The 21,364-nt window shown below is 72.6% G+C and carries 21 protein-coding genes; 14 read left to right on the top strand and 7 right to left on the bottom strand.

Annotation, left to right across the window (positions count from 1 at the left end; genetic code table 11):
- Window positions 1–602: 602 nt before the first annotated feature.
- The 7 genes from ACFQRF_RS00920 (at window position 603) to ACFQRF_RS00950 (ending at window position 5,921) form a co-directional block, all read left to right on the top strand.
- Window positions 603–1,505 (top strand): ArsR/SmtB family transcription factor, encoded by a 903-nt coding sequence (locus ACFQRF_RS00920; RefSeq protein WP_379868059.1) that lies wholly within the window; start codon window positions 603–605, stop codon window positions 1,503–1,505.
- Window positions 1,506–1,696: 191 nt separating this feature from the next.
- Window positions 1,697–2,464, top strand: a complete 768-nt coding sequence (locus tag ACFQRF_RS00925) for an alpha/beta fold hydrolase (RefSeq protein ID WP_379868060.1) — start codon at window positions 1,697–1,699, stop codon at window positions 2,462–2,464.
- A 202-nt stretch (window positions 2,465–2,666) separates the two neighbouring features.
- Window positions 2,667–3,272 (top strand): FluC/FEX family fluoride channel, encoded by a 606-nt coding sequence (locus tag ACFQRF_RS00930; RefSeq protein ID WP_379868061.1) that lies wholly within the window; start codon window positions 2,667–2,669, stop codon window positions 3,270–3,272.
- Entirely contained in the window at window positions 3,269–3,634 is a 366-nt protein-coding gene (crcB, locus tag ACFQRF_RS00935) for a fluoride efflux transporter CrcB (protein ID WP_379868062.1), read from the top strand. Before ACFQRF_RS00930 ends, crcB begins: the two co-directional genes overlap by 4 nt.
- 194 nt (window positions 3,635–3,828) lie before the next feature.
- The gene (locus tag ACFQRF_RS00940) at window positions 3,829–4,716 is read left to right on the top strand and encodes an ABC transporter ATP-binding protein (protein WP_379868985.1); all 888 of its coding nucleotides are present in this window, start codon (window positions 3,829–3,831) and stop codon (window positions 4,714–4,716) included.
- Window positions 4,713–5,564: an ABC transporter permease gene (locus tag ACFQRF_RS00945; RefSeq protein ID WP_379868063.1), complete on the top strand. Its 852-nt coding sequence runs from the start codon at window positions 4,713–4,715 to the stop codon at window positions 5,562–5,564. Before ACFQRF_RS00940 ends, ACFQRF_RS00945 begins: the two co-directional genes overlap by 4 nt.
- 78 nt (window positions 5,565–5,642) lie before the next feature.
- Complete coding sequence (locus ACFQRF_RS00950) at window positions 5,643–5,921, top strand: helix-turn-helix transcriptional regulator (RefSeq protein WP_379868064.1); 279 nt, start codon at window positions 5,643–5,645, stop codon at window positions 5,919–5,921.
- A 38-nt stretch (window positions 5,922–5,959) separates the two neighbouring features.
- Here the strand turns inward: ACFQRF_RS00950 and ACFQRF_RS00955 are convergent, their stop codons facing one another.
- Entirely contained in the window at window positions 5,960–6,607 is a 648-nt protein-coding gene (locus tag ACFQRF_RS00955) for a class II aldolase/adducin family protein (protein ID WP_379868065.1), read from the bottom strand.
- Window positions 6,608–6,904: 297 nt separating this feature from the next.
- Between ACFQRF_RS00955 and ACFQRF_RS00960 the strand changes: the two genes are divergently transcribed.
- From ACFQRF_RS00960 to ACFQRF_RS00985, 6 genes are all read left to right on the top strand, one after another.
- Window positions 6,905–8,431, top strand: a complete 1,527-nt coding sequence (locus tag ACFQRF_RS00960) for an aldehyde dehydrogenase family protein (protein WP_379868066.1) — start codon at window positions 6,905–6,907, stop codon at window positions 8,429–8,431.
- A gap of 100 nt (window positions 8,432–8,531) precedes the next feature.
- Entirely contained in the window at window positions 8,532–10,103 is a 1,572-nt protein-coding gene (locus ACFQRF_RS00965; RefSeq protein WP_379868067.1) for a GMC family oxidoreductase, read from the top strand.
- 68 nt (window positions 10,104–10,171) lie between these two features.
- Entirely contained in the window at window positions 10,172–11,317 is a 1,146-nt protein-coding gene (locus ACFQRF_RS00970; protein ID WP_379868068.1) for a quaternary amine ABC transporter ATP-binding protein, read from the top strand.
- A gap of 1 nt (window position 11,318) precedes the next feature.
- On the top strand, window positions 11,319–13,274 hold the full coding sequence (locus ACFQRF_RS00975) for an ABC transporter permease (protein ID WP_379868069.1): 1,956 nt from the start codon (window positions 11,319–11,321) through the stop codon (window positions 13,272–13,274).
- A 4-nt stretch (window positions 13,275–13,278) separates the two neighbouring features.
- Window positions 13,279–14,289 carry an ABC transporter substrate-binding protein gene (locus ACFQRF_RS00980; protein ID WP_379868070.1) on the top strand — a complete coding sequence of 337 codons (1,011 nt, stop codon included), beginning with the start codon at window positions 13,279–13,281 and terminating at the stop codon, window positions 14,287–14,289.
- A gap of 198 nt (window positions 14,290–14,487) precedes the next feature.
- Complete coding sequence (locus tag ACFQRF_RS00985; protein ID WP_379868071.1) at window positions 14,488–15,336, top strand: SigB/SigF/SigG family RNA polymerase sigma factor; 849 nt, start codon at window positions 14,488–14,490, stop codon at window positions 15,334–15,336.
- 10 nt (window positions 15,337–15,346) lie between these two features.
- On the opposite strand, the gene ACFQRF_RS00990 is transcribed toward ACFQRF_RS00985, so the two are convergent.
- Both ACFQRF_RS00990 and ACFQRF_RS00995 read right to left on the bottom strand, forming a co-directional pair.
- The gene (locus ACFQRF_RS00990; protein ID WP_379868072.1) at window positions 15,347–15,622 is read right to left on the bottom strand and encodes a hypothetical protein; all 276 of its coding nucleotides are present in this window, start codon (window positions 15,620–15,622) and stop codon (window positions 15,347–15,349) included.
- Window positions 15,619–16,716 carry a baeRF2 domain-containing protein gene (locus tag ACFQRF_RS00995; protein ID WP_379868073.1) on the bottom strand — a complete coding sequence of 366 codons (1,098 nt, stop codon included), beginning with the start codon at window positions 16,714–16,716 and terminating at the stop codon, window positions 15,619–15,621. Before ACFQRF_RS00995 ends, ACFQRF_RS00990 begins: the two co-directional genes overlap by 4 nt.
- Before the next feature lie 198 nt (window positions 16,717–16,914).
- Here ACFQRF_RS00995 and ACFQRF_RS01000 point away from each other — a divergent pair, with 198 nt between their 5' ends.
- Window positions 16,915–17,100, top strand: coding sequence for a hypothetical protein (locus ACFQRF_RS01000; protein ID WP_379868074.1), 186 nt, complete (start codon window positions 16,915–16,917; stop codon window positions 17,098–17,100).
- 68 nt (window positions 17,101–17,168) lie between these two features.
- Here the strand turns inward: ACFQRF_RS01000 and purL are convergent, their stop codons facing one another.
- The 4 genes from purL to ACFQRF_RS01020 form a co-directional block, all read right to left on the bottom strand.
- Window positions 17,169–19,466 carry a phosphoribosylformylglycinamidine synthase subunit PurL gene (gene purL / locus ACFQRF_RS01005; protein WP_379868075.1) on the bottom strand — a complete coding sequence of 766 codons (2,298 nt, stop codon included), beginning with the start codon at window positions 19,464–19,466 and terminating at the stop codon, window positions 17,169–17,171.
- 56 nt (window positions 19,467–19,522) lie between these two features.
- A complete protein-coding gene (locus tag ACFQRF_RS01010) occupies window positions 19,523–19,999 on the bottom strand; it encodes a hypothetical protein (protein ID WP_379868076.1) in 477 nt (158 codons plus the stop codon).
- Between the two features lie 43 nt (window positions 20,000–20,042).
- Window positions 20,043–20,750, bottom strand: a complete 708-nt coding sequence (gene purQ, locus ACFQRF_RS01015; protein WP_379868077.1) for a phosphoribosylformylglycinamidine synthase subunit PurQ — start codon at window positions 20,748–20,750, stop codon at window positions 20,043–20,045.
- A 157-nt stretch (window positions 20,751–20,907) separates the two neighbouring features.
- Entirely contained in the window at window positions 20,908–21,348 is a 441-nt protein-coding gene (locus ACFQRF_RS01020; RefSeq protein ID WP_379868078.1) for an ATP-binding protein, read from the bottom strand.
- Window positions 21,349–21,364 lie beyond the last annotated feature (16 nt).

A 21,364-nucleotide genomic window follows, 5' to 3' on the forward strand; every position in this document is an offset into this window, starting at 1 on the left:
GCGTGGTCGTTCGCTCGCGATTCCGGTGCGGTCCGGCGGCCCCTGTATGCCGGACGCGCACCGGTCGCGGAGTGGACGGGGTCTGCCGGCGGCGGTCGAGGCGGGCTCCTGGTGCGCGTGGCCGTCCGGCCCGGCTTCCCGGGCTTCCGCCGGGGCCCCGCAACGAAACGTAGAGCCGCCGAGCGATGATGAGAAGAGGGTGCGGCGCTGTTTCGGCCGTGGCCGAAAAACGCTGGTCATGCGGGTGGCGGCGCCGACGGTGGTCCAGGGGCGCGCGGCGGCGTGGCGGGAGAGGGTGTACCCCCGATCGCCGAGTTCCCCGTCCGCTGATGTTGACCGAGTTCGGCCAGCGAATTGCCGCATAGTGTGATTCCGGACGAAAGTGGACGAGGCGGGCTGGCTGGTATTGATCACCGTGCGACTGGGATAATGGTGGCGGAATCCCGCGAGCTCGCCTGGCCCGGTCCCGGAACGTGTCCCCACTCCAACGATCTGCTCGTTCGCATGTTCCAGGACACAGCGAAACGGAATGCACGATGCTGCGTATCCACTTTTCTCCCTGGGACTGGGGGAAAGTGCGGATCATTTCTCGACCCGAACCCATGTGGGAGATCGTCCTCAGCCTGTACATGCTGGCCGAAACCTCCGACGAACTCGTCTTCGGGCAGTGGCGACGGCGGACGCTTGCCCAGCTGCCGCCCGACGCCCGGATGCTCCTCGACCTCGTGCCCGCGATGGGCTACTCCCCGGACTTCCTCAGCCCGGTCCTGGGCGGGCACGACGTCGTGGACGGGATCGACGCGGTCCTCGGCACGCCCCGCGGGCGCATCGGTGACGAACTCGGGCTGCGCTTCGGCGACGGCCCCCGGCCCACGTGGACGGAGGGGCTGGTCCGCAAGGAGAGCGCGGCCGTTCGCGGGCTGGGCCACGCGCTCCGTGATTACTACGACATCGCGCTCCGGCCCTACTGGGGCTACATCACCCACATGGCCCAGCAGAGCGCCCAGACCATCGCCGACCGTGACGGGCCGATCGCCTCCATCGCGCGGGCCGTGGCCAAGGGCAACCGGCTCACCACGGCGGAGGTGACCTTCTCGCGCGACCAGGACCTGCACTTGGGCGGGCGAGGGCTGCTGCTCGTCCCGGCCTTCTTCTGTGCCACCAACCCGGTGCCCTTCTACGACCCCTCGCTGCCGCCCGTGGTGATGTATCCGGTCAGCCACGCCCCGATGTCCTTCCTGGCCAGGGCCGCCGAGTCCGGCCGGCCCTCGGGCGACGTGCTGGCCCGGGTGCTCGGGCGGACCCGTGCCGCCGTGCTGCGGACGCTCAGCAGCGCGCACACCACCGGGGAGCTCGCGCGGACCCTCGACATCTCCCTTCCGTCGGCCAGCGAGCACACCTCGCTGCTGCGCGCCGCCGGGCTGGTCGCCAGCGAACGCCGGGGGAACAGTGTCCGGCACCGCCTCACCCCGCTGGGGCTGCAGTTCCTGGATCCGATCCTCTGACGCCCGGACCGGGGTTCCAGGGGGCTTGCGGACGATCCCGCGGCCCGTGTCGCGAGGGCACCATGGTGATGCGGGATCATGGAAGGAGAAACCGCGGTACCGGGCCACCGCGGAGCTGGGATCGCGAGAATTCCTGCTGGATTCTCGGACATCCGGGTACGCTTTTGGCCTGCTGTCCCAGGAGGTCCCACATGGCCGTCGTTCCCCTTCAATACCGGTTTGACGGGCCACGGCGCGCGCCGGTGGTGTTGTTGCTGCCCGCGCTCGGCACGAAGTGGTCGATGTGGGAGCCGCAGATGCCGGAACTGACCCGCACCGCTCGGGTCCTGCGCGTCAACCACCGGGGACACGGCGAGACACCCGCCCCCGAGGGCGCCTACTCCGTCGCGGAACTCGGCGGCGACGTGCTCGACCTGCTGGACCGCTGCGAGGTGGACCGGTGCGCCGTGGTGGGCGCCGGGCTCGGCGGCATGACGGCCACCTGGCTGGCCGCCCGGGAACCCGAACGGGTCGGTCGGCTGGCGCTGCTGTCGTGCGCGGCGCAGCTGCCGCCCGCGGCGCGGTGGCAGCGGCTGGCGGCGCTCGCCCGGTCCGGTGGCACCGTCTCGGTCGTGAGCGAGTTCACCCGCGGATGGTTCACCCCGGGCTTCGCCGACCGGCGGCCGGACATCATCTCCCGGCTGGCCGACGAACTGGAGGAGGTGAGCGGCACCGGGTACGCCGGGTGCTGCGACGCCATCGCCGGCGTCGACCAGCGCGCGCTGCTCGCCCGGGTGCGGGCCCCCACGCTGGTGGTCTCCGCGGTGCACGACCCCGAGACGCCGCCCGGATACGGGCAGCGGATCGCCGCGGGCATCCCGGGCGCCCGGTTCGAGACCGTCGCCGGGGCCGCGCACCTGGTCAACATCGAACGCGCCGACCGGGTGAACGAACTGCTCGTGGAACACCTCGGCATCTGACCCACGTGTGCCGGTGCCGCGCCGGGCACCGGTGCGCGCCGGCGGGTAGCATCGCTGGCGGCGGTGGGGCCCGCCACCGCGCCGGACGCCGGGGCACGCGCCCGGTGCGCGGCGCGGAAACCGCGGTGCGCACCCGCGCCGCCAACGGTCCCTGTCAGTCGAGCCGGGCGATGTCACGTCGCCGTCCCTGACAGGAGCACGCATGTCCCACTCACCGCCGGAACACGCGGTCCCCATCGATTCCGACGTCGACCTGCACGTCGCCGAACAGCGCCGGGAGATCCGCGACGCCCTCTGGGCCGTGCTCGGCGCCGTCTCCGCGGGCGGCGCGCTGGGCGCGGTCGCACGGTACGCGCTGATCCGGGCCGTCCCCGACCCGCCCGGCGGGTTCGCGTGCTCCACGTTCACGGTCAACGTCATCGGCTGCTTCCTCATCGGCGTGCTGATGGTCCTGGTCACCGACGTCTGGACCCGGTACCGCCTGCTGCGGCCGTTCGTGGGGGTGGGGGTCCTCGGCGGATTCACCACCTTCTCCGCCTACGTCGTCGACGCGCAGACGATGCTGGCCGCCGGGAACGCCGGTGCCGCCCTGGGATACCTGGCCGGGACCCTCGCCGGGGCGCTGGCCGCCGTCGGCGCCGGAACCGCGCTGACCGCCGCCGCCGTCGCCCTGCTGCGCAGGTGGCGTGGATCGGAGCCTCCGTGGCGAGTGAACGGGGGGACAGCGCCTCCGTGGCGGAACGGGGAGAGCCGGTCTCCGTGGCGGAACGGGGAGAACCGGCCTCCCGTGAACGGGGACGACGCGTGACGACGCTGCTGCTGGTGGCCCTCGGCGGCGCGCTCGGCGCGCCGTTGCGCTACCTGACGGACCGCGTCGTGCAGGCCCGGCACGATTCCGTCTTCCCGTGGGGCACGTTCGCCGTGAACGCCACGGGCAGCCTGCTGCTCGGCCTGGTGGCCGGCCTCGCGCCTCCGGGTTGGCTGACCGCTCTGCTGGCCACGGGCTTCCTCGGTGCGCTCACCACCTTCTCCACCTTCGGTTACGAGACGGTGCGCCTGGCCCGCGACGGCGCGTGGTTCTTCGCCTACGCCAATGTGCTGGGCAGTGTGAGCGCCGGGCTCGGTGCCGCGTACGTGGGGCTGGCGGTCGCCCAGGCGCTGGCCGGCTGACCGGTCGCGCTGGGGAGGAGTTCTCTCGTGATAGTCGACCATAGCCGAGATGTAGTACATGTGCTATCAATGGTCCTAGAACGTGGATGAAACGAGGAAGCCCTATGACACTGGCGAAAGAGGTGCACACGGTGACCCCGTTCCCGTCACCCCCGGACCCACCCGGGCGCGACACCGTGCTGCGGGTCAGCGGCATGCGCATGCGCTACGGGCAGCGGGACGTCCTGAAGGGCGTCGACTTCATCGCCCGGCGGGGCGAGGTGCTCACCCTGCTCGGCCCCAACGGGGCGGGCAAGACCACGACTATCGAGATCTTGGAGGGCTTCCGGGCGCCCTCCGCCGGTGCGGTCGAGGTGCTGGGTACCGACCCGGCACGCGGCGATGAGCGGTGGCGTTCCCGCCTCGGGATCGTGCTGCAGTCCTGGCGGGACCACGGCAAGTGGCGGGTGCGCGAACTGCTCGCCCACATGGGCCGGTACTACGCGCCCTACTCCACCGCCGAGCGCCGCCGGCCGCGCGACGTCGGTGAACTCATCGAGACGGTCGGCCTCGCCGAGCACGCGGACAAGCGCGTCTCGACCCTGTCCGGCGGCCAGCGCCGCCGCCTGGACGTCGCGATCGGCATCGTCGGTCGGCCCGAGATGCTGTTCCTGGACGAGCCCACCGCCGGGTTCGATCCCCAGGCACGCCGGGACTTCCACGACCTGGTGCACCGCCTCGCCGACGAGGACGACACCACCATCCTGCTCACCACGCACGACCTCGACGAGGCGGAGAAGCTCGCCGACCGCATCCTCATCCTGGCCGGTGGCCGGATCGTCGCCGACGGCAGCGCCGACCAGCTGGCCCGGCAGGTGCGGCAGGACGCCGAGGTGCGCTGGACCCGCGACGGCCAGCGGTTCGTGCACCCGACCCCGGACGCCACCCGCTTCGTCCGGCAGTTGCTCGCGCAGCACGATGACGTCGCAGACCTGGAGGTCCGGCGCCCCAGCCTGGAGGACGTCTACATGGAGATGGTGCGGCGGCACGAGGGCGGACAGGCCGACGCCGCCGCCGAGCGGTTCGAGGAGGCGGCCCGATGAGGACGCTGTACACCGTCCGGCTCGGGCTGGCCCGGGGCTGGATCGAGTTCCGGCAGACGCTGACCAGCTCGCAGGACCTGTGGTCCTACTTGGGCAACAGCGTGGTCTTCATGGCCGTCCTGCTGTTCCTGCGCGGTGATGTCGTCGATGGCACGCCGATCTCGGTGGCCGCCATGTCGATGCCGGGTGTGCTCGGCATGCTCATCGTGTTCGGCGGGGTGCTGTCGATGACGCAGCTGCTCACCACCGAACGGGAGGACGGCACCCTGCTGCGGGCGAAGGCGATGCCGCACGGCATGGGCGGTTACCTGGTCGGCAAGCTGCTGCATGTGTCGCTGGTGACCATCGCCAGCATGGCGATCGTCGTGCTGCCCGGCCTGTTCGTCATCGACGGCCTGATGGAGCGCGGGGTCGCCGGGGCGCCCACGCTGGTCTGGGTGACGCTGCTCGGGCTGCTCGCCACGCTGCCGTACGGCGCGATCCTCGGGGCGCTCTTCAACAGCCCCCGGGCCGCGGTCGCCATCATCATGCTGCCGCTCATGGCACTGATCGTGATTTCCGGGATCTTCTTCCCGATCACCGTGCTGCCCGAGCCCGTGCAGTGGATCGCCCAGGTGTTCCCGCTGTACTGGCTCGGTCTGGGCCTGCGTTCGGCGTTCCTGCCGGACACGGCGCTGCCGGCCGAGATCGGCGAGTCGTGGCGGCACCTGGAGACCGCAGGCGTCCTGGGCCTGTGGGCGGTGGTGGGACTGGCCGTCGCACCGTTCGTGCTGCGCCGGATGGCGCGCCGGGAGTCCGGGACCAACCTGGAGCGGAGTCGGCAGCGCGCGATGCAACGCGTCGGCTGACCCGCCGTAACGCCCCTGCCGCCGGTCGCGCCCGCACGCGCGGCCCGGCCGGCGGGCCGGAACCTAGGATGGAGCGCCGTGGCGGACACGCGGGACACGGGTACACAGCGGAGGACGAAGGCGGGCGTGGCGGGCGAGACCATATACAACCGCATCGCCGTGCTGCGTACGGAGCGCGGGATCTCCCGTCGGCAGCTGGCCGAGGCGCTCGGTGTGCACTACCAGACCGTCGGCTACCTGGAGCGGGGCGAGTACAGCCCGAGTCTGCACCTCGCGCTGCGGATCGCCGCCTACTTCGAGGTCCCGGTCGAGGTGGTGTTCTCGACGGCCCCGTTCCCCCGGATCGGCAGCACCTAGCCGTTACGTCCTGCCAGCGCGGGGCGCGGGGCGCCGGGCTACGGCCAGATGTCCGGCCCGCCCCATCCGTAGCCGTCGCGGCGGCGGATGTCGGCGAGCTCGTCCTCGGAGAGCACCCGCGGCTCGCCGATCGACCGGGCCCGGATGTACACGCCGCACAGCCATTCCAGCAGCCGGGCGTTCTCCAGGGCCTGCGCCAGGTCGCGGCCGACCGCCACGCCGCCGTGGTTGGCGAGCAGCGCCGCGCGCTTGGCCTTGAGGGCCTTGCACACCTGATCGGACAGCTCCGCCGTTCCGTACGTGGCGTACGGCGCGACCGGGATGGCGCCACCGAGCGCGGCGGCGCGGTGGTGGACGGGCGGGAGTTCGGCGAGCGCCGCCGACACCGCGGCGGTGTTCTCGCCGTGCGCGTGCACCACGGCCCCGGCGTCGGTCGTACGGTAGACGCCCATGTGCAGCGTGGTCTCGGCCGCGGGCTCGCGGCGCCCCTCCAGCAGCCGGCCGTCGAGGGCGAGCACCGGGCAGTCGCCCGGATCCAGCCGGTCGAGGGCGACCCCGGTGGGCGTGAGCACCACGAGATCGCCGGACCGGACGCTCACCGTGCCGGCACCGCCGCCGGCGATGCCGGCCTCGGCCAGCCGACGCGCGGTCAGGCAGACGTCCCTGCGTTCTTGCTCCAGCAGCATGATTCCCCGAACGGTCACCGGGCGGGTCAGGGCTCGGTCAGGTTAGGCTCACCTGTCCACCGTAACCCGGCAGGTCGGGGGCTCGTCCAGTGGGGCGAGGCAGTGGTGCTCCGGCCGGCCCCGCCGCGCGATCACCGTGTGTAGTCGTCGCCGGGTGGCGGTCGTGACTCCGGCCGCCGTTCGGCCGGCCGTCGGCCGAGATTTCCGCAGCTCTTGAGGCTGGTGGCGCTAGATGTCGGAAATGTAAAAGAAATCGGGAAGCTGTTTGTCCTGATTTTTGCCGGGCACATCCGTTGCGTGACGCAACCCTACGTAACGCTGCCCACCCGGCCGTACCTCTCGCCCCCGGGGGCGACGGCGGCCGCGAGCCTGTACGTCGACGGCGCCTGGCGGGCCGCGGGGGCGGGCGGGGTGCGCGAGATCCGCAACCCCTGCGACGCGTCGGTGCTCACCGTGGTGAGCGAAGCCGGCACCGCCGACGCCGCCACGGCCGTCGCCGCCGCCCGCGCCGCGTTCGACGGCACCGACTGGCCGCGCCGCTCCGCGGAGGACCGTGGCGCGATCCTCAACCGGATCGCCGACCTGCTGCAGCGCGACCGCGCCGAGATCGCGCTCATGGAGTCCCTGGACACCGGCAAGACCATCGCGGAGGGCGAGATCGACGTCGACGATGTCACCGCCGTCTTCCGCTACTACGCCGGTCTCGCCGGCAAGGACGCCGGCCGGATCATCGCCGCCCCCGAAGGGGTCTCCAGCCGGGTCGTCTACGAGCCCGTGGGCGTCTGCGCCATGATCACACCCTGGAACTACCCGCTGCTCCAGCTCGCCTGGAAGATGGCACCCGCCATCGCCGCCGGCGCCACCATGGTGATCAAGCCGAGCGAGATCACCCCCGTCACCACCGCCCGACTGGTCGACCTCACCACCGAGGCCGGCGTCCCCCCGGGTGTCGTCAACCTCGTGCTCGGCGCCGGCGGCACCGTCGGGGCGGCCCTGGTGGAGAGCCCCGACGTCGACCTCGTCTCGTTCACCGGCGGCCTGGCCACCGGCCGGCGCATCATGGCGAGCGCCGCCGCCACCGTCAAGAAGGTCGCCCTGGAGCTCGGCGGCAAGAACCCGAACATCGTGTTCGACGACGTCGACCTCGACACGGCGGTCGACTACGCGCTCAGCGCCGCGTTCTTCCACTCCGGCCAGGTCTGCTCGGCCGGCGCCCGGCTCATCGTGCACGAGGCCGTCCACGACGCGTTCACCGCCGAGCTGGCCCGCCGGGCCGACCGGATCCGCATCGGGTGCGGCCAGGAGAAGGGCGTCCAGGCCGGGCCGCTGGTGTCGGCGGAACACCGGGCCAAGGTCGAGGCCGCCGTGGCACGCGGGGTCGAGGAGGGCGCCCGCGTGATCGCCGGAGGCGGCCGGCCCCCAGAGCCGGAGCTGGCGAAGGGCTACTTCTTCCGCCCCACCGTGTTCGTCGACTGTCACCGCGGCATGGACATCGTCCAGCAGGAGGTCTTCGGCCCGGTCGTGACGGTAGAGACGTTCCGCACCGAGGCCGAGGCCATCGCGCTCGGCAACGACACCGAGTACGGCCTGTCCGGCGCGGTGTGGACCGGGGACACCGCGCGCGGCGAGCGGGTCGCCGCGGCCCTGCGGCACGGGACCGTCTGGATCAACGACTACGGGCCCTATTTCCCCGGCGCGGAGTGGGGTGGATTCAAGCGCTCCGGCATCGGCCGTGAGCTCGGCCAGGCCGGGCTGGACGAATACCGCGAGGCAAAGCACATCTACCGCAACCTGGACCCCCGGCCGCAGCGCTGGTTCTCCTGACCCCCACCCCTGGCCGGGCGCGCACCCGCACCACGCTCCGCCTGCCGGGCCCCGGCCGTGCACCCCATGTCCCCCGATGGAACAGACGAGGAGTAGCCGAGTGTCCGCAGCGGAAACCACGTTCGACTACGTGATCGTCGGTGGCGGCACCGCCGGATCGGTGCTGGCCAACCGGCTGACCGAGGACCCCGACAGCACGGTCTGCGTCATCGAGGGCGGCCCCTCCGACGTGGGGCTGGAGCGGGTGCTCCGGCTGCGGGACTGGCTGGACCTGCTCGGCGGCGACCTCGACTACGACTACCCCACGGTCGAGCAGCCCCGGGGCAACTCGCACATCCGGCACTCCCGCGCGCGGGTGCTGGGCGGCTGCTCCTCCCACAACACCCTCATCAGTTTCCGGCCGTTCGCCCAGGACCTCGACGAGTGGGTCGCCGCCGGCGCGACCGGCTGGGACAACGCCACCGTGCAGTCCTACGCGGACCGCATCCGGTGCAACATCGTCCCGGTCGCGCCGAAGGACCGCAACGACCTCGTCCGGGACTGGATCACCGCCTCGGCGAAGGCCACCGGGGTCCCGATCGTCGAGGACTTCAACGCGCTCACCTCGCACGGCGGCGGCTTCCACGACGGTGTCGGGTTCCTGTCCGTCGCCTACGACCCGTACAACGGCCACCGGTCGTCGGCGTCGGTCGCCTACCTGCACCCCATCATCGGCCGGCGCCGGAACCTCGCCCTGCTCACCGAGACGTGGGCCGGGCGGCTGGTGCTCACCGGCGACCGCGTCACCGGAGTCGAGGTGCGCACCCCCTCGGGCGCGCGGCGGACGATCACCGCGGACCGGGAGGTCATCCTGTGCGCGGGCGCGATCGACACCCCACGGCTACTGCTGCTCTCGGGGATCGGCCCGGCGGCCGACCTGCGCGCCGTCGGCGTCGACGTCCGGCACGACCTGCCCGGGGTCGGGGAGCACCTGCTCGACCACCCGGAGTCGATCATCATGTGGGAGACGCACGGGCCCGTCCCGGAGAACACCGTCATGGACTCCGACGCCGCCCTGTTCGTCCGGCGTGACACCGGCGACCCGCGGCCGGACCTGATGTTCCACATCTACCAGATCCCGTTCGCCGACAACACGGCCCGGCTCGGCTATGACGTGCCGGAGCACGCCATCTGCATGACGCCGAACATCCCGCGGTCCCGCTCGCGCGGGAAGCTGTGGCTGACCAGCCCCGACCCGGACGTCAAACCGGCGCTGGACTTCCGCTACTTCACCGACCCCGAGGACTACGACGCGCGGACGATCGTGGACGGGCTGAAGATCGCCCGGGAGATCGCGGCCACCGAGCCGTTCCGGTCCTGGCTCAAGCGTGAGGTCGCCCCCGGCCCGGCGATCACCACCGACGAGGAACTGTCGGAGTACGGCCGGCGGGCCGCGCACACCGTCTACCACCCGGCCGGCACCTGCCGGATGGGCGCCGCCGACGACCCCACCGCGGTGGTCGACCCCGAGCTGCGGGTACGCGGCCTCCGCGGGCTGCGGATCGCGGACGCGTCGATCTTCCCGGCCATGCCCTCAGCCAACCCCATGGTCACGGTGCTCGCCGTCGGCGAGCGCGCCGCCGACCTGGTCCGCGCCGGCGACGGCCCCCGTGCCGGAGAGCGGAACCACTGACGACCGGCCGCCACCCCCTCCGGCGGGGACCCGCCCCCGCGCCGGAGCGGCCAGCACAGGAGAGCGACATGACGTTACCCACCGCCGTCCCGACCCGCCCGCCCACCGACGCGCCGAAGATCGCCGTCCGCGGCCTGTGGAAGATCTTCGGCCGCGGAGCCGACGCCGTCGTCGGCTCGGAGACCGCACTGCTGGACCGCGACGCCATCCGGGAGCGCACCGGCTGCACCGTGGCCGTGCGCGACGTCTCCTTCGACGTGCTCCCCGGCGAGATCTTCGTCGTCATGGGACTGTCCGGCTCCGGCAAGTCCACCCTCGTCCGCTGCGTCACCCGCCTGATCGAGCCGACCGCCGGGCAGGTGCTGCTGGACGGCGCGGACATCGGCGCCGCGGCGCCGCAGGAACTGCGCGAGCTGCGCAGGCACAAGCTCGCCATGGTCTTCCAGCACTTCGGCCTGCTGGCGCACCGCCGGATCCTCGACAACGTCGCCTACGGCCTGGAGGTCCGCGGCATGCCCCGGGCCGAGCGCCACCGGCGGGCCCGGGAGATGATCGAGATGGTGGGCCTCACCGGGTACGAGGACTACCGGCCCGGGCAGCTCAGCGGCGGCATGCAGCAACGGGTCGGCCTGGCCCGCGCCCTCGCCGTGGACCCCGAGGTGCTGCTGTTCGACGAGCCGTTCAGCGCCCTGGATCCGCTCATCCGGCGGGACATGCAGCAGGAGGTGCTGCGGCTGCAGCGCGAACTGCGCAAGACCGCCGTCTTCATCACCCACGACCTGTCGGAGGCCCTGCGGCTCGGCGACCGGATCGCCATCATGCGCGACGGCGAACTGGTGCAGGTCGGGACCGCGGAGGAACTGGTCGGCCGGCCCGCCGACGACTACGTCCGTGACTTCGTCCGCGACGTCGCACGCACCGACGTGCTCACCGCGCGGTGGCTGATGCGGCCGCCCCGTCCGGACGAGCCGCTGGACGGCCCCGTGACGGCGCCCGGCACCGTGGTTCGCGAGATCGTGCCGCTGCTCGCCTCGGGCGGCGCGCCGGTGCGGGTGATGGCCGGCGACCGGCTGCTCGGGGTGGTCGGCGGCACCGACGTGCTGCGGGTCATCGCCGAGGACCAGGCCGAGGAGGCCGGCAAGACGGGCGGCGGGCCGCTCCCGGCCGCCGGGCACGCCGGACCCCCGGGCGCCGAGCGGCCGGTGGAGGCGTGACGTGACCACCGCACAGCCCGACGTCGCGCGTGGCCTGCCCGGCACGGCCGGCACGGTGGCCGGCATCGCGCGCCGCCTCGGCAGGCCGGTGGCGGCGCTCGGCGTTCTCGCGGTCCTCGTCGTCGGCTACGCGGCACTGGGCGGCCGCTTCCCCTTCCCGGACGTCTACGCCGCCCTGCCCACGGGCTACGCGTGGGCCGAACCCGCGGTGCTGTTCGACCGCGGCTACGCCTGGATCGTCGCCAACCGCAACACCAGCCCGCTGTTCCTGTACGGCTTCAACCACCTCTCCGTCGGGTTGGGCTCCGCCGTCATCCTCGTCGACCAGGCGCTCACCCTGCTGTCCTGGCCCGGCGTCACCGTGCTCGGCACCCTCGCCGCGTGGCGGGCGGCCGGCGCACGGGTGGCGCTGCTGGTCCTCGCCGCCTTCGCCGTCTTCGGCCTGACCGGCCTGTGGAACGAGGCGATGACGACGCTGGCGCTGATCACCACCTCGGTGCTGCTGGCGCTGCTCGTCGGCATCCCACTCGGCATCGCCGCCGGCCGCAGCGACCGGGTCGACCGGCTGACACGTCCGGTCCTGGACTTCATGCAGATCATGCCGGCGTTCGCCTACCTGATGCCGATGCTGCTGCTGTTCGGGATCGGCAACCCGGCGGCGGCCGTCGCCACCACCGTCTACGCGATCCCGCCCGCCGTGCGCATCACCGCCATGGCCGTCCGCAACGTGGACGCGGGAGCCGTCGAGGCGACCACCTCGCTGGGGTCCACCCCTTGGCAGTTGCTCACCAAGGTGCGGCTGCCGCTCGCCCGGCGCACCATCCTGCTCGGCGTCAACCAGACGATCATGCTGGCGGTGTCCATGGTGGTCATCGCCTCGGTCATCGGCGCGGGCGGGCTGGGCGACGCCATCTACCAGGCGCTGAACAAGGTCAACGTCGGCCGGGCGTTCGAGGCGGGGATCGCGATCGTGCTCATGGCCATCGCGCTGGACCGCGTCACGGCCGCGGCCGGGAACGGCGGGCCCACGCGGCGGGCCCGATCCGGGCCGGTCATCGCCGTCGGCGCGCTGGCCGCCGTCGGCGCGGTCGCCGGACGGCTCGCGGGGGTGAGCTGGCTGACCGAGTGGCCCGACGCGCTGCGGGTGAGCATCGCCGGTCCGGTCAACGCGCTGAACGAGGGAGTGCAGGCCCTCGCCGGCGACGCGACCGCGGCGCTCGCCGCCATCACACTGGACCTGGTGCTCGACCCGCTGCGCGGCCTGCTCACCGACTCCCCGTGGTGGCTGGTCGTGCTCGCCGCGGCCGCGCTCGGGCAGGTGCTCGGCGGCGTCCGCACCGCGGCGGTGAGCGGAGTGACGGTGCTGCTCACCGGCCTGCTCGGCGTGTGGGAGTACAGCATGGACACGCTCTCCCAGGTCATCGTGGCCGCGCTGGTGACCGTCGCGGCCGGGTTCGTCATCGGCGTCCTGGCGGCGCGCAGCGACCGGCTGGCCGCGCTGCTCCGCCCCGTTCTGGACGCCATGCAGACCCTGCCGCCGTTCGTCTACCTCATCCCGGCGGTGGCGCTGTTCGGGATCGGCCGCATCCCGGCGCTCGCCGCCGCGGTCGTCTACGCGCTGCCGCCCGTCGTGCGGCTGGTGAACGACGGCATCCGCGGCTGCTCCCCGGGCGCCGTGGAGGCCGCGGTGTCCCAGGGCTCCAGCCGCTGGCAGCTGCTGACCAAGGTGCAGCTCCCGCTGGCCCGGTCGTCGCTGCTGCTGGCCGTCAACCAGGGGATCATGATGGTCCTCGCCATGGTGGTCATCGGCGCGCTGGTCGGTGCGGGCGCGCTGGGCTACGGCGTGGTGTTCGGGATGGCGCAGAACCAGCTCGGGCTCGGCATGACGTCCGGCCTCGCCATCGTCTGCCTGGGCCTGTTCCTCGACCGGCTGACCCAGAGCGCCGTCCGGAGGTGAGGAGATGAGACCGATCCCGCAGCCACAGCCGCGCACACCGGCACGGCGCACCCGCCACCGCTCCCGTGGGAGCGTGCTGCTCCGCGCGGCCGTCCTCGGCCTGGCGCTCGTCCTGGCCACGTCCTGCGCGGTGCGCACCACCTCGATCCTGCGCGACCCCGGCACCGTGCGCATCGCGCTGAACTCCTGGGTCGGCTACGAGGCCGACGCGGCCGTCATCGAGTACCTGCTGGAGAACGAGCTCGGTTACCAGGTGCAGCTCGTGCAGATCGACGAGCAGCCGGCGTGGCAGGCCCTGGACCAGGGCGCCGTGGACGTCATCCTGGAGAACTGGGGCCACGAGGACCTGATGGCGACCTACGGTCCGGATGGCAACGGCACGGTCGTGGACGGCGGGCCGACCGGCAACATCGGCCAGATCGGCTGGTACCTGCCGCGCTACCTGGTCGAGGAGTACCCCGGCATCGACACGCCCGAGGGGCTGCGCGAGCACGCCGAGGTGTTCCGCACCCCCGAGAGCGGCGACCAGGGCCAGTTCCTCGCCGGCGCGCCCGGGTTCGTGACCAGCGACCAGGGGCTGATCAACCACTACGACCTGCCGTTCCAGATCGTCTACGCCGGTTCCGAGGCGGCGCAGCTCACCGAGGTGCGCAACCGGTACCAGCGGCGCGCCCCGATCCTCTTCTACTCCCAGGACCCCAGCTGGGTCCAGAACGACCTCGACCTGGTGCGGGTCCGGTTCCCGGAGTGGACGGAGGGCTGCGACGCCGATCCCGAGGACGTCTCCTGCGACTACCCGCGGTACGAGCTGAACAAGATCTTCCGCGCCGGATTCGCCCGGGACGGCGGAGCCGCCCACGAGCTGATCCGGAACTGGACCTGGAGCAACGCCGACCAGAACGCCGTCGCCCAGCTCATCGCGGGCGACCGGCTCGACCCCGAGGAGGCCGCGGCCCGCTGGGTGGCCGAGCACCCCGACGTCTGGCGGCCCTGGATTCCGGCCGGCGCCCGCTGAGAGGAGGGCGGCGCCCGTTCCGGATCTCCGGGTGCCGCCCGGTTTCATAGGTCTCAACGAGGTAACAACAGGGGGACTAGACTCGAAGAGGCCGGGCCCGCCGAGCGGGTCCACGCGGAGGGGCGCGCAGCGGCGCAGGACTCTCGGCGGCCGTCCGGTACTTCGGGTGCACCGCAGGACCGTTCCCAGGAGTCGGCCATGCCCATTGTGGACGCAGGAACCAGGGCGCCGGTCACCGCACGATCGGCGCGCCGTACCGACACCTCGCCCGCTCCTTCGTCGCACAGCGAGCGTGACGCCGAGGTCGCCGCCCTCTTCACCCGGCTGCGCAGCCTGCCGGAGGGCGATTCCGAGCGCGACGAACTGCGCGAACGCGTCGCCGAGCACTACCTGAGTCTGGCCCGCAGCATCGCCTCCCGCTACGCGCACCGCGGCGAACCGCAGGAGGACCTCGAACAGGCCGCGCTGCTCGGGCTCGTGAAGGCCATCAACGGTTTCGACCCCGACCTCGGGCACGACTTCATCGCCTACGCGATGCCCATGATGACGGGCGAGGTCAAACGGCACTTCCGGGACCGCACCTGGGCGGTGCGCGTCCCGCGCCGCCACCAGGAGCGCCGCACCGAACTCAACCAGACCATCCGCCGCCTCACCCAGAGCCTGGGCCGCTCGCCCACGACCCGCGAACTTGCGGCCGAGATGCGGATGTCGGTGGACGACCTGTCGGAACTCATGGAGGCGTCCGCCGCCTACAGCGCGCTGTCCCTGGACTCCCCCGCCGGGGAGGACGAGTCCGCCGGCGGCAACCTCGGCGACACGCTGGGCGGAGTCGACACCGACCTGGAGTCGGTGGTGGACCGTGAGTCGCTCCCTCCGCTGCTGAACTCCCTCCCCGAGCGGGAGCGCCGCATCGTGCTGCTGCGCTTCTTCGGTAACAAGACGCAGAGCCAGATAGCGGAGGAGATCGGCGTCTCGCAGATGCACGTCTCGCGCCTGCTGTCCGCCGCCCTGGCCCGGCTGCGCGAGGGCATGCTCGGCGAGGAGTGACCGCCCGGCGTCACCGCTCGTACCGGATGCGCTGACTCACCCAGTAGATGTTGAATCCGGTCCCCACCAGGGCGGCCCCCAGGACGACCGCCAGCGGCGGCGAGTGCGCCCATGTGACGGCGAGCACCGTCCCGACGAGACACACCAGCGCCCCGAAGACGGCCAGCACCAGCCGGAACCACAGCGCACTCGCCGGCCGCTCGATACTGCCCAGCGGTCCCTTCACCCGGCCCCGCCGCAGACCTTTCCGGTTGCGGGGGACGCGCCGGGGTGGTCGTTCGCTCACTCCTCCATCGTAAAACGCAGCAGAGCGCCGACTCCCGCGCCGTCGTCGGAGGCCGGAAGCACCGTGAGGCCGGCCGCCTCGGCGTGCGCCGCCCGGATCAGCAGCGCGCCGGCCGGCGCGCTCACCACCGCTCCGGGGCCGGTGAGGGCGTCGCGGTCCGCGGCCACCTGCCGCGGATCGTCCAGGGCGGCCCACAGCTCCCGCTCGGTCAGCTGATCGGGCCGAAGCAGCAGCGTGCCGACCTGTCCGGCGCGCAGCGCCGCAAGCGTCGCCTCCAGCCCCTCCGCGGCCCGTCCGGACCGGGACGTCTCCGCGCGGAAGTCCGCCGCGACCGTGTCGCGGAGCAGCGCCGCCGTCTCGCCGAGCCGCCGCTCCACGGCTTCCCGGAGGGCGGCCATGGCGTCGTGGTCGCCCCGGCCGCCGGGCAAGTCGACGAGCAGTTCCCGCGTGCGCTCGCCCAGGTGGCCCCGGAGCTTCTCCAGCGCACGCTCGTCGCCACCGGCGAACACCGCCACCGCTCCCACATCGCTGACCGCGCGCTCCACGTCCTCGGCGACCTGGGCGGCGTTGGTGTCCCAGAGCCGCTCGGCGCGCCGGTGGTACTGGCGCTGCGCCATACCGCCGCGCCGGACCTTCTGGACGTGCAGTGAGCCGCCGCTGAACGACCGCTCGTCCGCCAGGCCGCCGTACCTGCCGTAGGCGGCGATGTCGGCCCCCAGCCGGTCGGCCGCCACCACGACGTAGGGCATCGCGTCCTGGCGGTCCACCACCAGGTCCAGGGGGTCGGGAACCGGCAGCCACGAGGCATGGTTCCGGCGTGGGGGCCGACTGAGCGCGTACGCCGCCACCACGCGGCCGTCGCGGGCGAACAGCGCCTCACCCTGCGGCCCCGGCACCCCGGTCGGTCCTCCCACGGAATCGTCCAGCGCCCGCAGGGTGTCCTCGTCGGCTCCGTGCTCGGCGAGTTCCGCCCGCAGTCCCCGCCAGCGGAGTTCGATCTCCTTCGCGGCGTCCTCCGTCGGGGTGGTGTCCAGGTAGACGGAGGCCATCGGCCCGGAGCCGGTGTACAGCGCATCGAGAAATCTCAGGTCCATGATCTCGGGTCCGCGCCCAGTGGGCGTCCCCGGTTCACCTCCAGCTTGTACGCGCGATGACTCCTTCGGTTCCCCCCTGCTGCCCAGCGAGCCACGTCGCATGCACGCGCCCGACCACGCCGGACGTGCGCCGGTTTTCCGGCCTGGCGGGCGGGTAGGCGCACCGCCGACAGCGACGGCAGCGCGAGAGGGGGAACCATGGAGCGCGGCAGCGCCAAACACGGACCCAAGCTCGACGACCAGATGCAGCGCGAGGTGGAGGGAGCCCTGCACAGCGGCGAGCCCACGCGCGCCCACGAGGAACTGGAGCCGGAGCCGATCGAAGACATGTCGGCGTCGCCGGAGGAGACACCCGACGAGGAGCGGCGGGAGGACGGCCGGTAGACCGCCGCAACGCCGGTGGCCCGCGTCCGTCCCGGACGCGGGCCACCGGCGCGGTTCGGGCCGCCGGATCAGTCCCCGTTCAGTACGCTCGGCAGGGTGCTCTCGTAGGCGGTGCGCAGTTCGGTCAGCGGGATCTCGAAGCCGCCCCCGGCGTGACGGACCCGCAGGGATGTTCCGCCTACCGTGCCGATGCGGGTGGCGGGGACCGCGTGGCGCTCACAGGTCTCGTGGAACTCGGCGTCGTCGGCAGGGCGGACCGCGACGATGGCGCGGGCCGCGGACTCGCTGAAGAGGCCGACGAACGGGTCACCGGAAAGGTCGACCGTGCAGCCGACGCCACCGCGCAGCGCCGACTCGGCCAGGGCCACGGCCAGGCCGCCGTCGGACAGGTCGTGGGCGCTCGCGATCACGCCGAGGGACGCGCCGGCCGACAGGACGCGGGCGAGTGCGGACTCGGCGCGCAGGTCGACCTGAGGTGGCAGGCCGCCCAGGTGGCCGTGGATCACGTCGGCCCACGCGGAGCCGCCGAGTTCCTCCCTGGTCGTGCCGAGCAAATAGAGCCGGGCGTCCGTCGTTTCCGCGGGGAAGGCGCTGGTCAGCCGGTCCCGGACGTCGCCGATCACGCCGAGCACACCGATCACCGGGGTCGGGTTGATCGCCGTGGCGCCGGTCTGGTTGTAGAAACTCACGTTGCCGCCGGTCACCGGGGTGCCCAGCTCGTGGCAGCCGTCGGCCAGGCCGCGGGTGGCCTCCGCGAACTGCCACATGACGCCCGGGTCCTCCGGGGAGCCGAAATTCAGGCAGTTGGTCACCGCGTGCGGGCGCGCTCCGGAGGCGGCGACGTTCCGGTACGCCTCGGCGAGCGCGAGCTGGGTCCCCGCGTAGGGGTCCAGGCGGGTGTAGCGGCCGTTGCCGTCGGTGGCCAGCGCGACGCCGCGGTCGCCGTGGTCGGTGATGCGGATCATCCCGCCGTCGTCAGGGGTGGCCAGCACGGTGTTGCCGAGCACGTACCGGTCGTACTGGCTGGTGACCCAGCTCGGGTCGGCGATGCCGGGGGCGGCGAGGACCTGGAGCAGTTGCGTGCGCAGCTCCGCGTCGTCCGCCGGGCGCGGCAGCCGGTCCGGGGTGTCGGCCTGCAGGGCGTCCTGGTCGCTCGGGCGGGCGATCGGGCGCTCGTAGACCGGCCCCTCGTCCGACGCCGTGCGCGGCGGCATGTCCACCACGGTCTCGCCGTGCCAGGTCATGACCAGGCGGCCACCGCGCTCGGCCTCTTCCGGCGTCACGTCGGTCACCTCACCGATCACGGTGGCCACGACGTCCCATTTCGCGCACACGTCCATGAACGCCGCGAGCTTGTCCGGCGACACGATCGCCATCATCCGCTCCTGCGACTCGCTCATGAGGATCTCCTCCGGCGTGAGCCGCGAGTCGCGCAGCGGGACCCGGTCGAGTTCGATGCGCATGCCACCGGTACCGCCGGCCGCCAGTTCGGTGGTCGCGCAGGAGACACCGGCGGCGCCGAGGTCCTGGATGCCCACGACCAGGTCCGCGGCGAACAGCTCCAGGCTGCACTCGATGAGCAGCTTCTCCAGGAACGGGTCGCCCACCTGGACACTCGGCCGCTTGGCGTGGCTCTCCTCGTCGAACGTGGCGCTGGCGAGGACCGAGGCACCGCCGATGCCGTCGGGGCCGGTGGTGGCGCCGAACAGCACCACCTTGTTCCCCGGGCCCGGTGCCTGGGCCAGCTTGATGTCCTCGTGCCGGAGCACGCCCACGCACAGTGCGTTGACCAGGGGGTTGCCGACGTAGCCGGGGTCGAAGCCCAGTTCACCGCCGATGTTGGGCAGCCCCAGGCAGTTGCCGTAGAAGGAGATGCCCGAGACGACCCCCGGCAGCACCCGGCGGGTGTCGGGGGCGTCCAGCGGGCCGAACCGCAGCGCGTCCATCACCGCGACCGGGCGCGCGCCCATGGTGAGGATGTCGCGCACGATGCCGCCGACCCCGGTGGCCGCCCCCTGGTGCGGTTCGACGTAGGACGGATGGTTGTGCGACTCGATCTTGAACGTGACCGCGTAGCCGTCGCCGACGTCCACGACCCCCGCGTTCTCGCCCATGCCGACCAGCAGCGCGTCATTGCGCGGAGCCTTCTCCGCGAACTGCCGCAGGTGCACCTTGGAGCTCTTGTAGGAGCAGTGCTCGCTCCACATGACCGAGTAGATGGCCAGCTCGGCGGAGGTCGGCCGGCGGCCGAGGATCTCGCGGACGCGCGCGTACTCGTCGTCCTTCATGCCCAGCTCGGCGTAGGGCTGGGCGGCCTCCGGCGAACCGGCGGCCTTGGCGACGGTGTCGAGTGCTGCTTCGGGCATGGGATTTCCGTTCGGGATGCGGGCGTGACGAGCGAAAACGGGAAACGGGGCGGCGGTCAGGCCGGGGCGCCGGCGTGCGCCAGGATGAGGCCGGCCGTGGAGTCCTCGGTGTACGGCTGGGCGCTGCCCTGCACGATCACCGAGCCGTCGGTCAGCGCGGAGTCGGTGAGCGGGACGTCCTCGGGGTCGGTGGCCCCCTGCGGCAGCATCCGCCCCCACCCCGCGTCCAGCAGGTGGTTGTACACGGCCTCGACCGCCTGTTCCCCCTCGGCGGAGTCGCTGGTCAGGGCCACCGGCCGGTAGCACTCGCTGACGTCGCACTGCTGGCCGAGGTCGGTGTACTCGACCCCGTCCGGGGCGTCGCCGAGCACCGAGAGGTCCGGCGCGGGCTCCGCCTGTGCGGCCGGTTCCTGGCCGGAGGGCTGCGCCCCCCAGCCGTTGACGAGGCCGACGGCCATGGTGGAGACCAGCCCGACCGTGACCAAGCCGACCAGGATGAGCATGGCCCTTCTGGAACGCAGCAGCGCCATCATCGGGAAACGCCCTCCCCGGGTGGTGCGGTCGAGGTCTCCATGGTCAGCCGGCGGTGGCCGTCGCCCCCACGGGGCCTTCGGCCAGGTGCGCCAGCAGCGAGGTGAAGAAGCCGAGGCCGTCGACGGAGGGGCCGGTCAGCGCCTCCACGGCGTGCTCGGGGTGCGGCATGAGGCCGACCACGTTGCCATGCTCGTTGGTGATGCCGGCGATGTCGCGCTGCGCGCCGTTGGGGGCGCTGTCCGCGTAGCGCATGACGACGCGCCCCTCGGCCTCCAGCCGGTCCAGCGTGGCGGGGTCGGCGACGTAGCTGCCCTCGCCGCTCTTCAGCGGGATCAGGATCTCCTGGCCGACGTGGTATCCGCCGGTCCACGCGGTCGCGGTGGACTCCACCCGGAGGAGCTGGTCGCGGCAGATGAAGTGCCGCGAGGAGTTGCGGGTCAGCGCCCCTGGCAGCAGGTGACTCTCGCAGAGGATCTGGAAGCCGTTGCAGATGCCCAGCACCGGCAGCCGGCCGGAACGGGCGGCCGGCACGATCTCGCTCATGATCGGCGCGAACCGCGCGATGGCCCCGCACCGCAGGTAGTCGCCGTAGGAGAAGCCGCCCGGCAGCACGACCGCGTCCACGCCCTGGAGGTCGGCGTCGCCGTGCCACAGGGAGACCGGGATCGCGCCGGCGATCCGCAGCGCACGCGCCGCGTCCCGGTCGTCGAGGGAGCCGGGGAAGGTGACGACGCCCACACGGGCAGCCATGGGCACTCTCCGTTGCGTGTCGCGGTAAGGAGTGGACGGCGCGAGGCGTGTTCGTCAGGACGCCCCCGCCGTTCACGAGCGTACCCGCTGACCTCGCTCCCCGGTGCGACGAGGCGCCGACCCGGCCCGCGACCGGCCGTTCTCCGGCGCCGTTCGGCTAGCCGACGCCGGCCGGCCGCGGCGGGCGCCGGTACGCGGGACGCGGCGCGCAGTCCAGCCGCTTGCGCAGGCGGACCACCGGCCCGAGGCCGTCATGGCCGATCGTCACCTGGTCGACGAACGCCCGCATAAGAAGAATGCCCCTGCCGGATTCCGCTTCCAGATCCGGCAGGGGCACCTGCGCTACTTCGAACCGTGGCCCGGTGTGCGCGATCTCCATCTCGCAGTACCGGGCTTGCACCCGTGTGACGACACGGTAGTCGGCGGCGGCGTGCCCGTGGTCGATGACGTTCGCGCACGCCTCGGAGCCCGCGAGCAGGAGGTCGCCGCGGCACTCGGCGCAGACCGAGCTGGTGCGGAGCGCCTCTTCCATGACGTCGCGCATGACGGCGACGCTGTACGCCTTCCGGGGTAGTGCGATCGCGAATCTCACGTCCATCGGCTCCCCCTGACCG

This window comes from Marinactinospora rubrisoli (genome assembly GCF_042664915.1).
GTDB lineage: Bacteria > Actinomycetota > Actinomycetes > Streptosporangiales > Streptosporangiaceae > Marinitenerispora > Marinitenerispora rubrisoli.

Coding starts and splice junctions, on each gene's coding strand:
- ACFQRF_RS00945 (WP_379868063.1), top strand. CDS start 4,713: ATGAGGACGCTGTACACCGTCCGGCTCGGGCTGGCCCGGGGCTGGATC.
- ACFQRF_RS00940 (WP_379868985.1), top strand. CDS start 3,829: ATGCGCATGCGCTACGGGCAGCGGGACGTCCTGAAGGGCGTCGACTTC.
- ACFQRF_RS00930 (WP_379868061.1), top strand. CDS start 2,667: ATGTCCCACTCACCGCCGGAACACGCGGTCCCCATCGATTCCGACGTC.
- ACFQRF_RS00925 (WP_379868060.1), top strand. CDS start 1,697: ATGGCCGTCGTTCCCCTTCAATACCGGTTTGACGGGCCACGGCGCGCG.
- ACFQRF_RS01020 (WP_379868078.1), bottom strand. CDS start 21,348: ATGGACGTGAGATTCGCGATCGCACTACCCCGGAAGGCGTACAGCGTC.
- purL (WP_379868075.1), bottom strand. CDS start 19,466: ATGCCCGAAGCAGCACTCGACACCGTCGCCAAGGCCGCCGGTTCGCCG.
- ACFQRF_RS00985 (WP_379868071.1), top strand. CDS start 14,488: ATGCCCATTGTGGACGCAGGAACCAGGGCGCCGGTCACCGCACGATCG.
- ACFQRF_RS00955 (WP_379868065.1), bottom strand. CDS start 6,607: ATGCTGCTGGAGCAAGAACGCAGGGACGTCTGCCTGACCGCGCGTCGG.
- ACFQRF_RS01010 (WP_379868076.1), bottom strand. CDS start 19,999: ATGATGGCGCTGCTGCGTTCCAGAAGGGCCATGCTCATCCTGGTCGGC.
- ACFQRF_RS00970 (WP_379868068.1), top strand. CDS start 10,172: ATGACGTTACCCACCGCCGTCCCGACCCGCCCGCCCACCGACGCGCCG.
- purQ (WP_379868077.1), bottom strand. CDS start 20,750: ATGGCTGCCCGTGTGGGCGTCGTCACCTTCCCCGGCTCCCTCGACGAC.
- ACFQRF_RS00980 (WP_379868070.1), top strand. CDS start 13,279: ATGAGACCGATCCCGCAGCCACAGCCGCGCACACCGGCACGGCGCACC.
- ACFQRF_RS01000 (WP_379868074.1), top strand. CDS start 16,915: ATGGAGCGCGGCAGCGCCAAACACGGACCCAAGCTCGACGACCAGATG.
- ACFQRF_RS00920 (WP_379868059.1), top strand. CDS start 603: ATGTGGGAGATCGTCCTCAGCCTGTACATGCTGGCCGAAACCTCCGAC.
- ACFQRF_RS00995 (WP_379868073.1), bottom strand. CDS start 16,716: ATGGACCTGAGATTTCTCGATGCGCTGTACACCGGCTCCGGGCCGATG.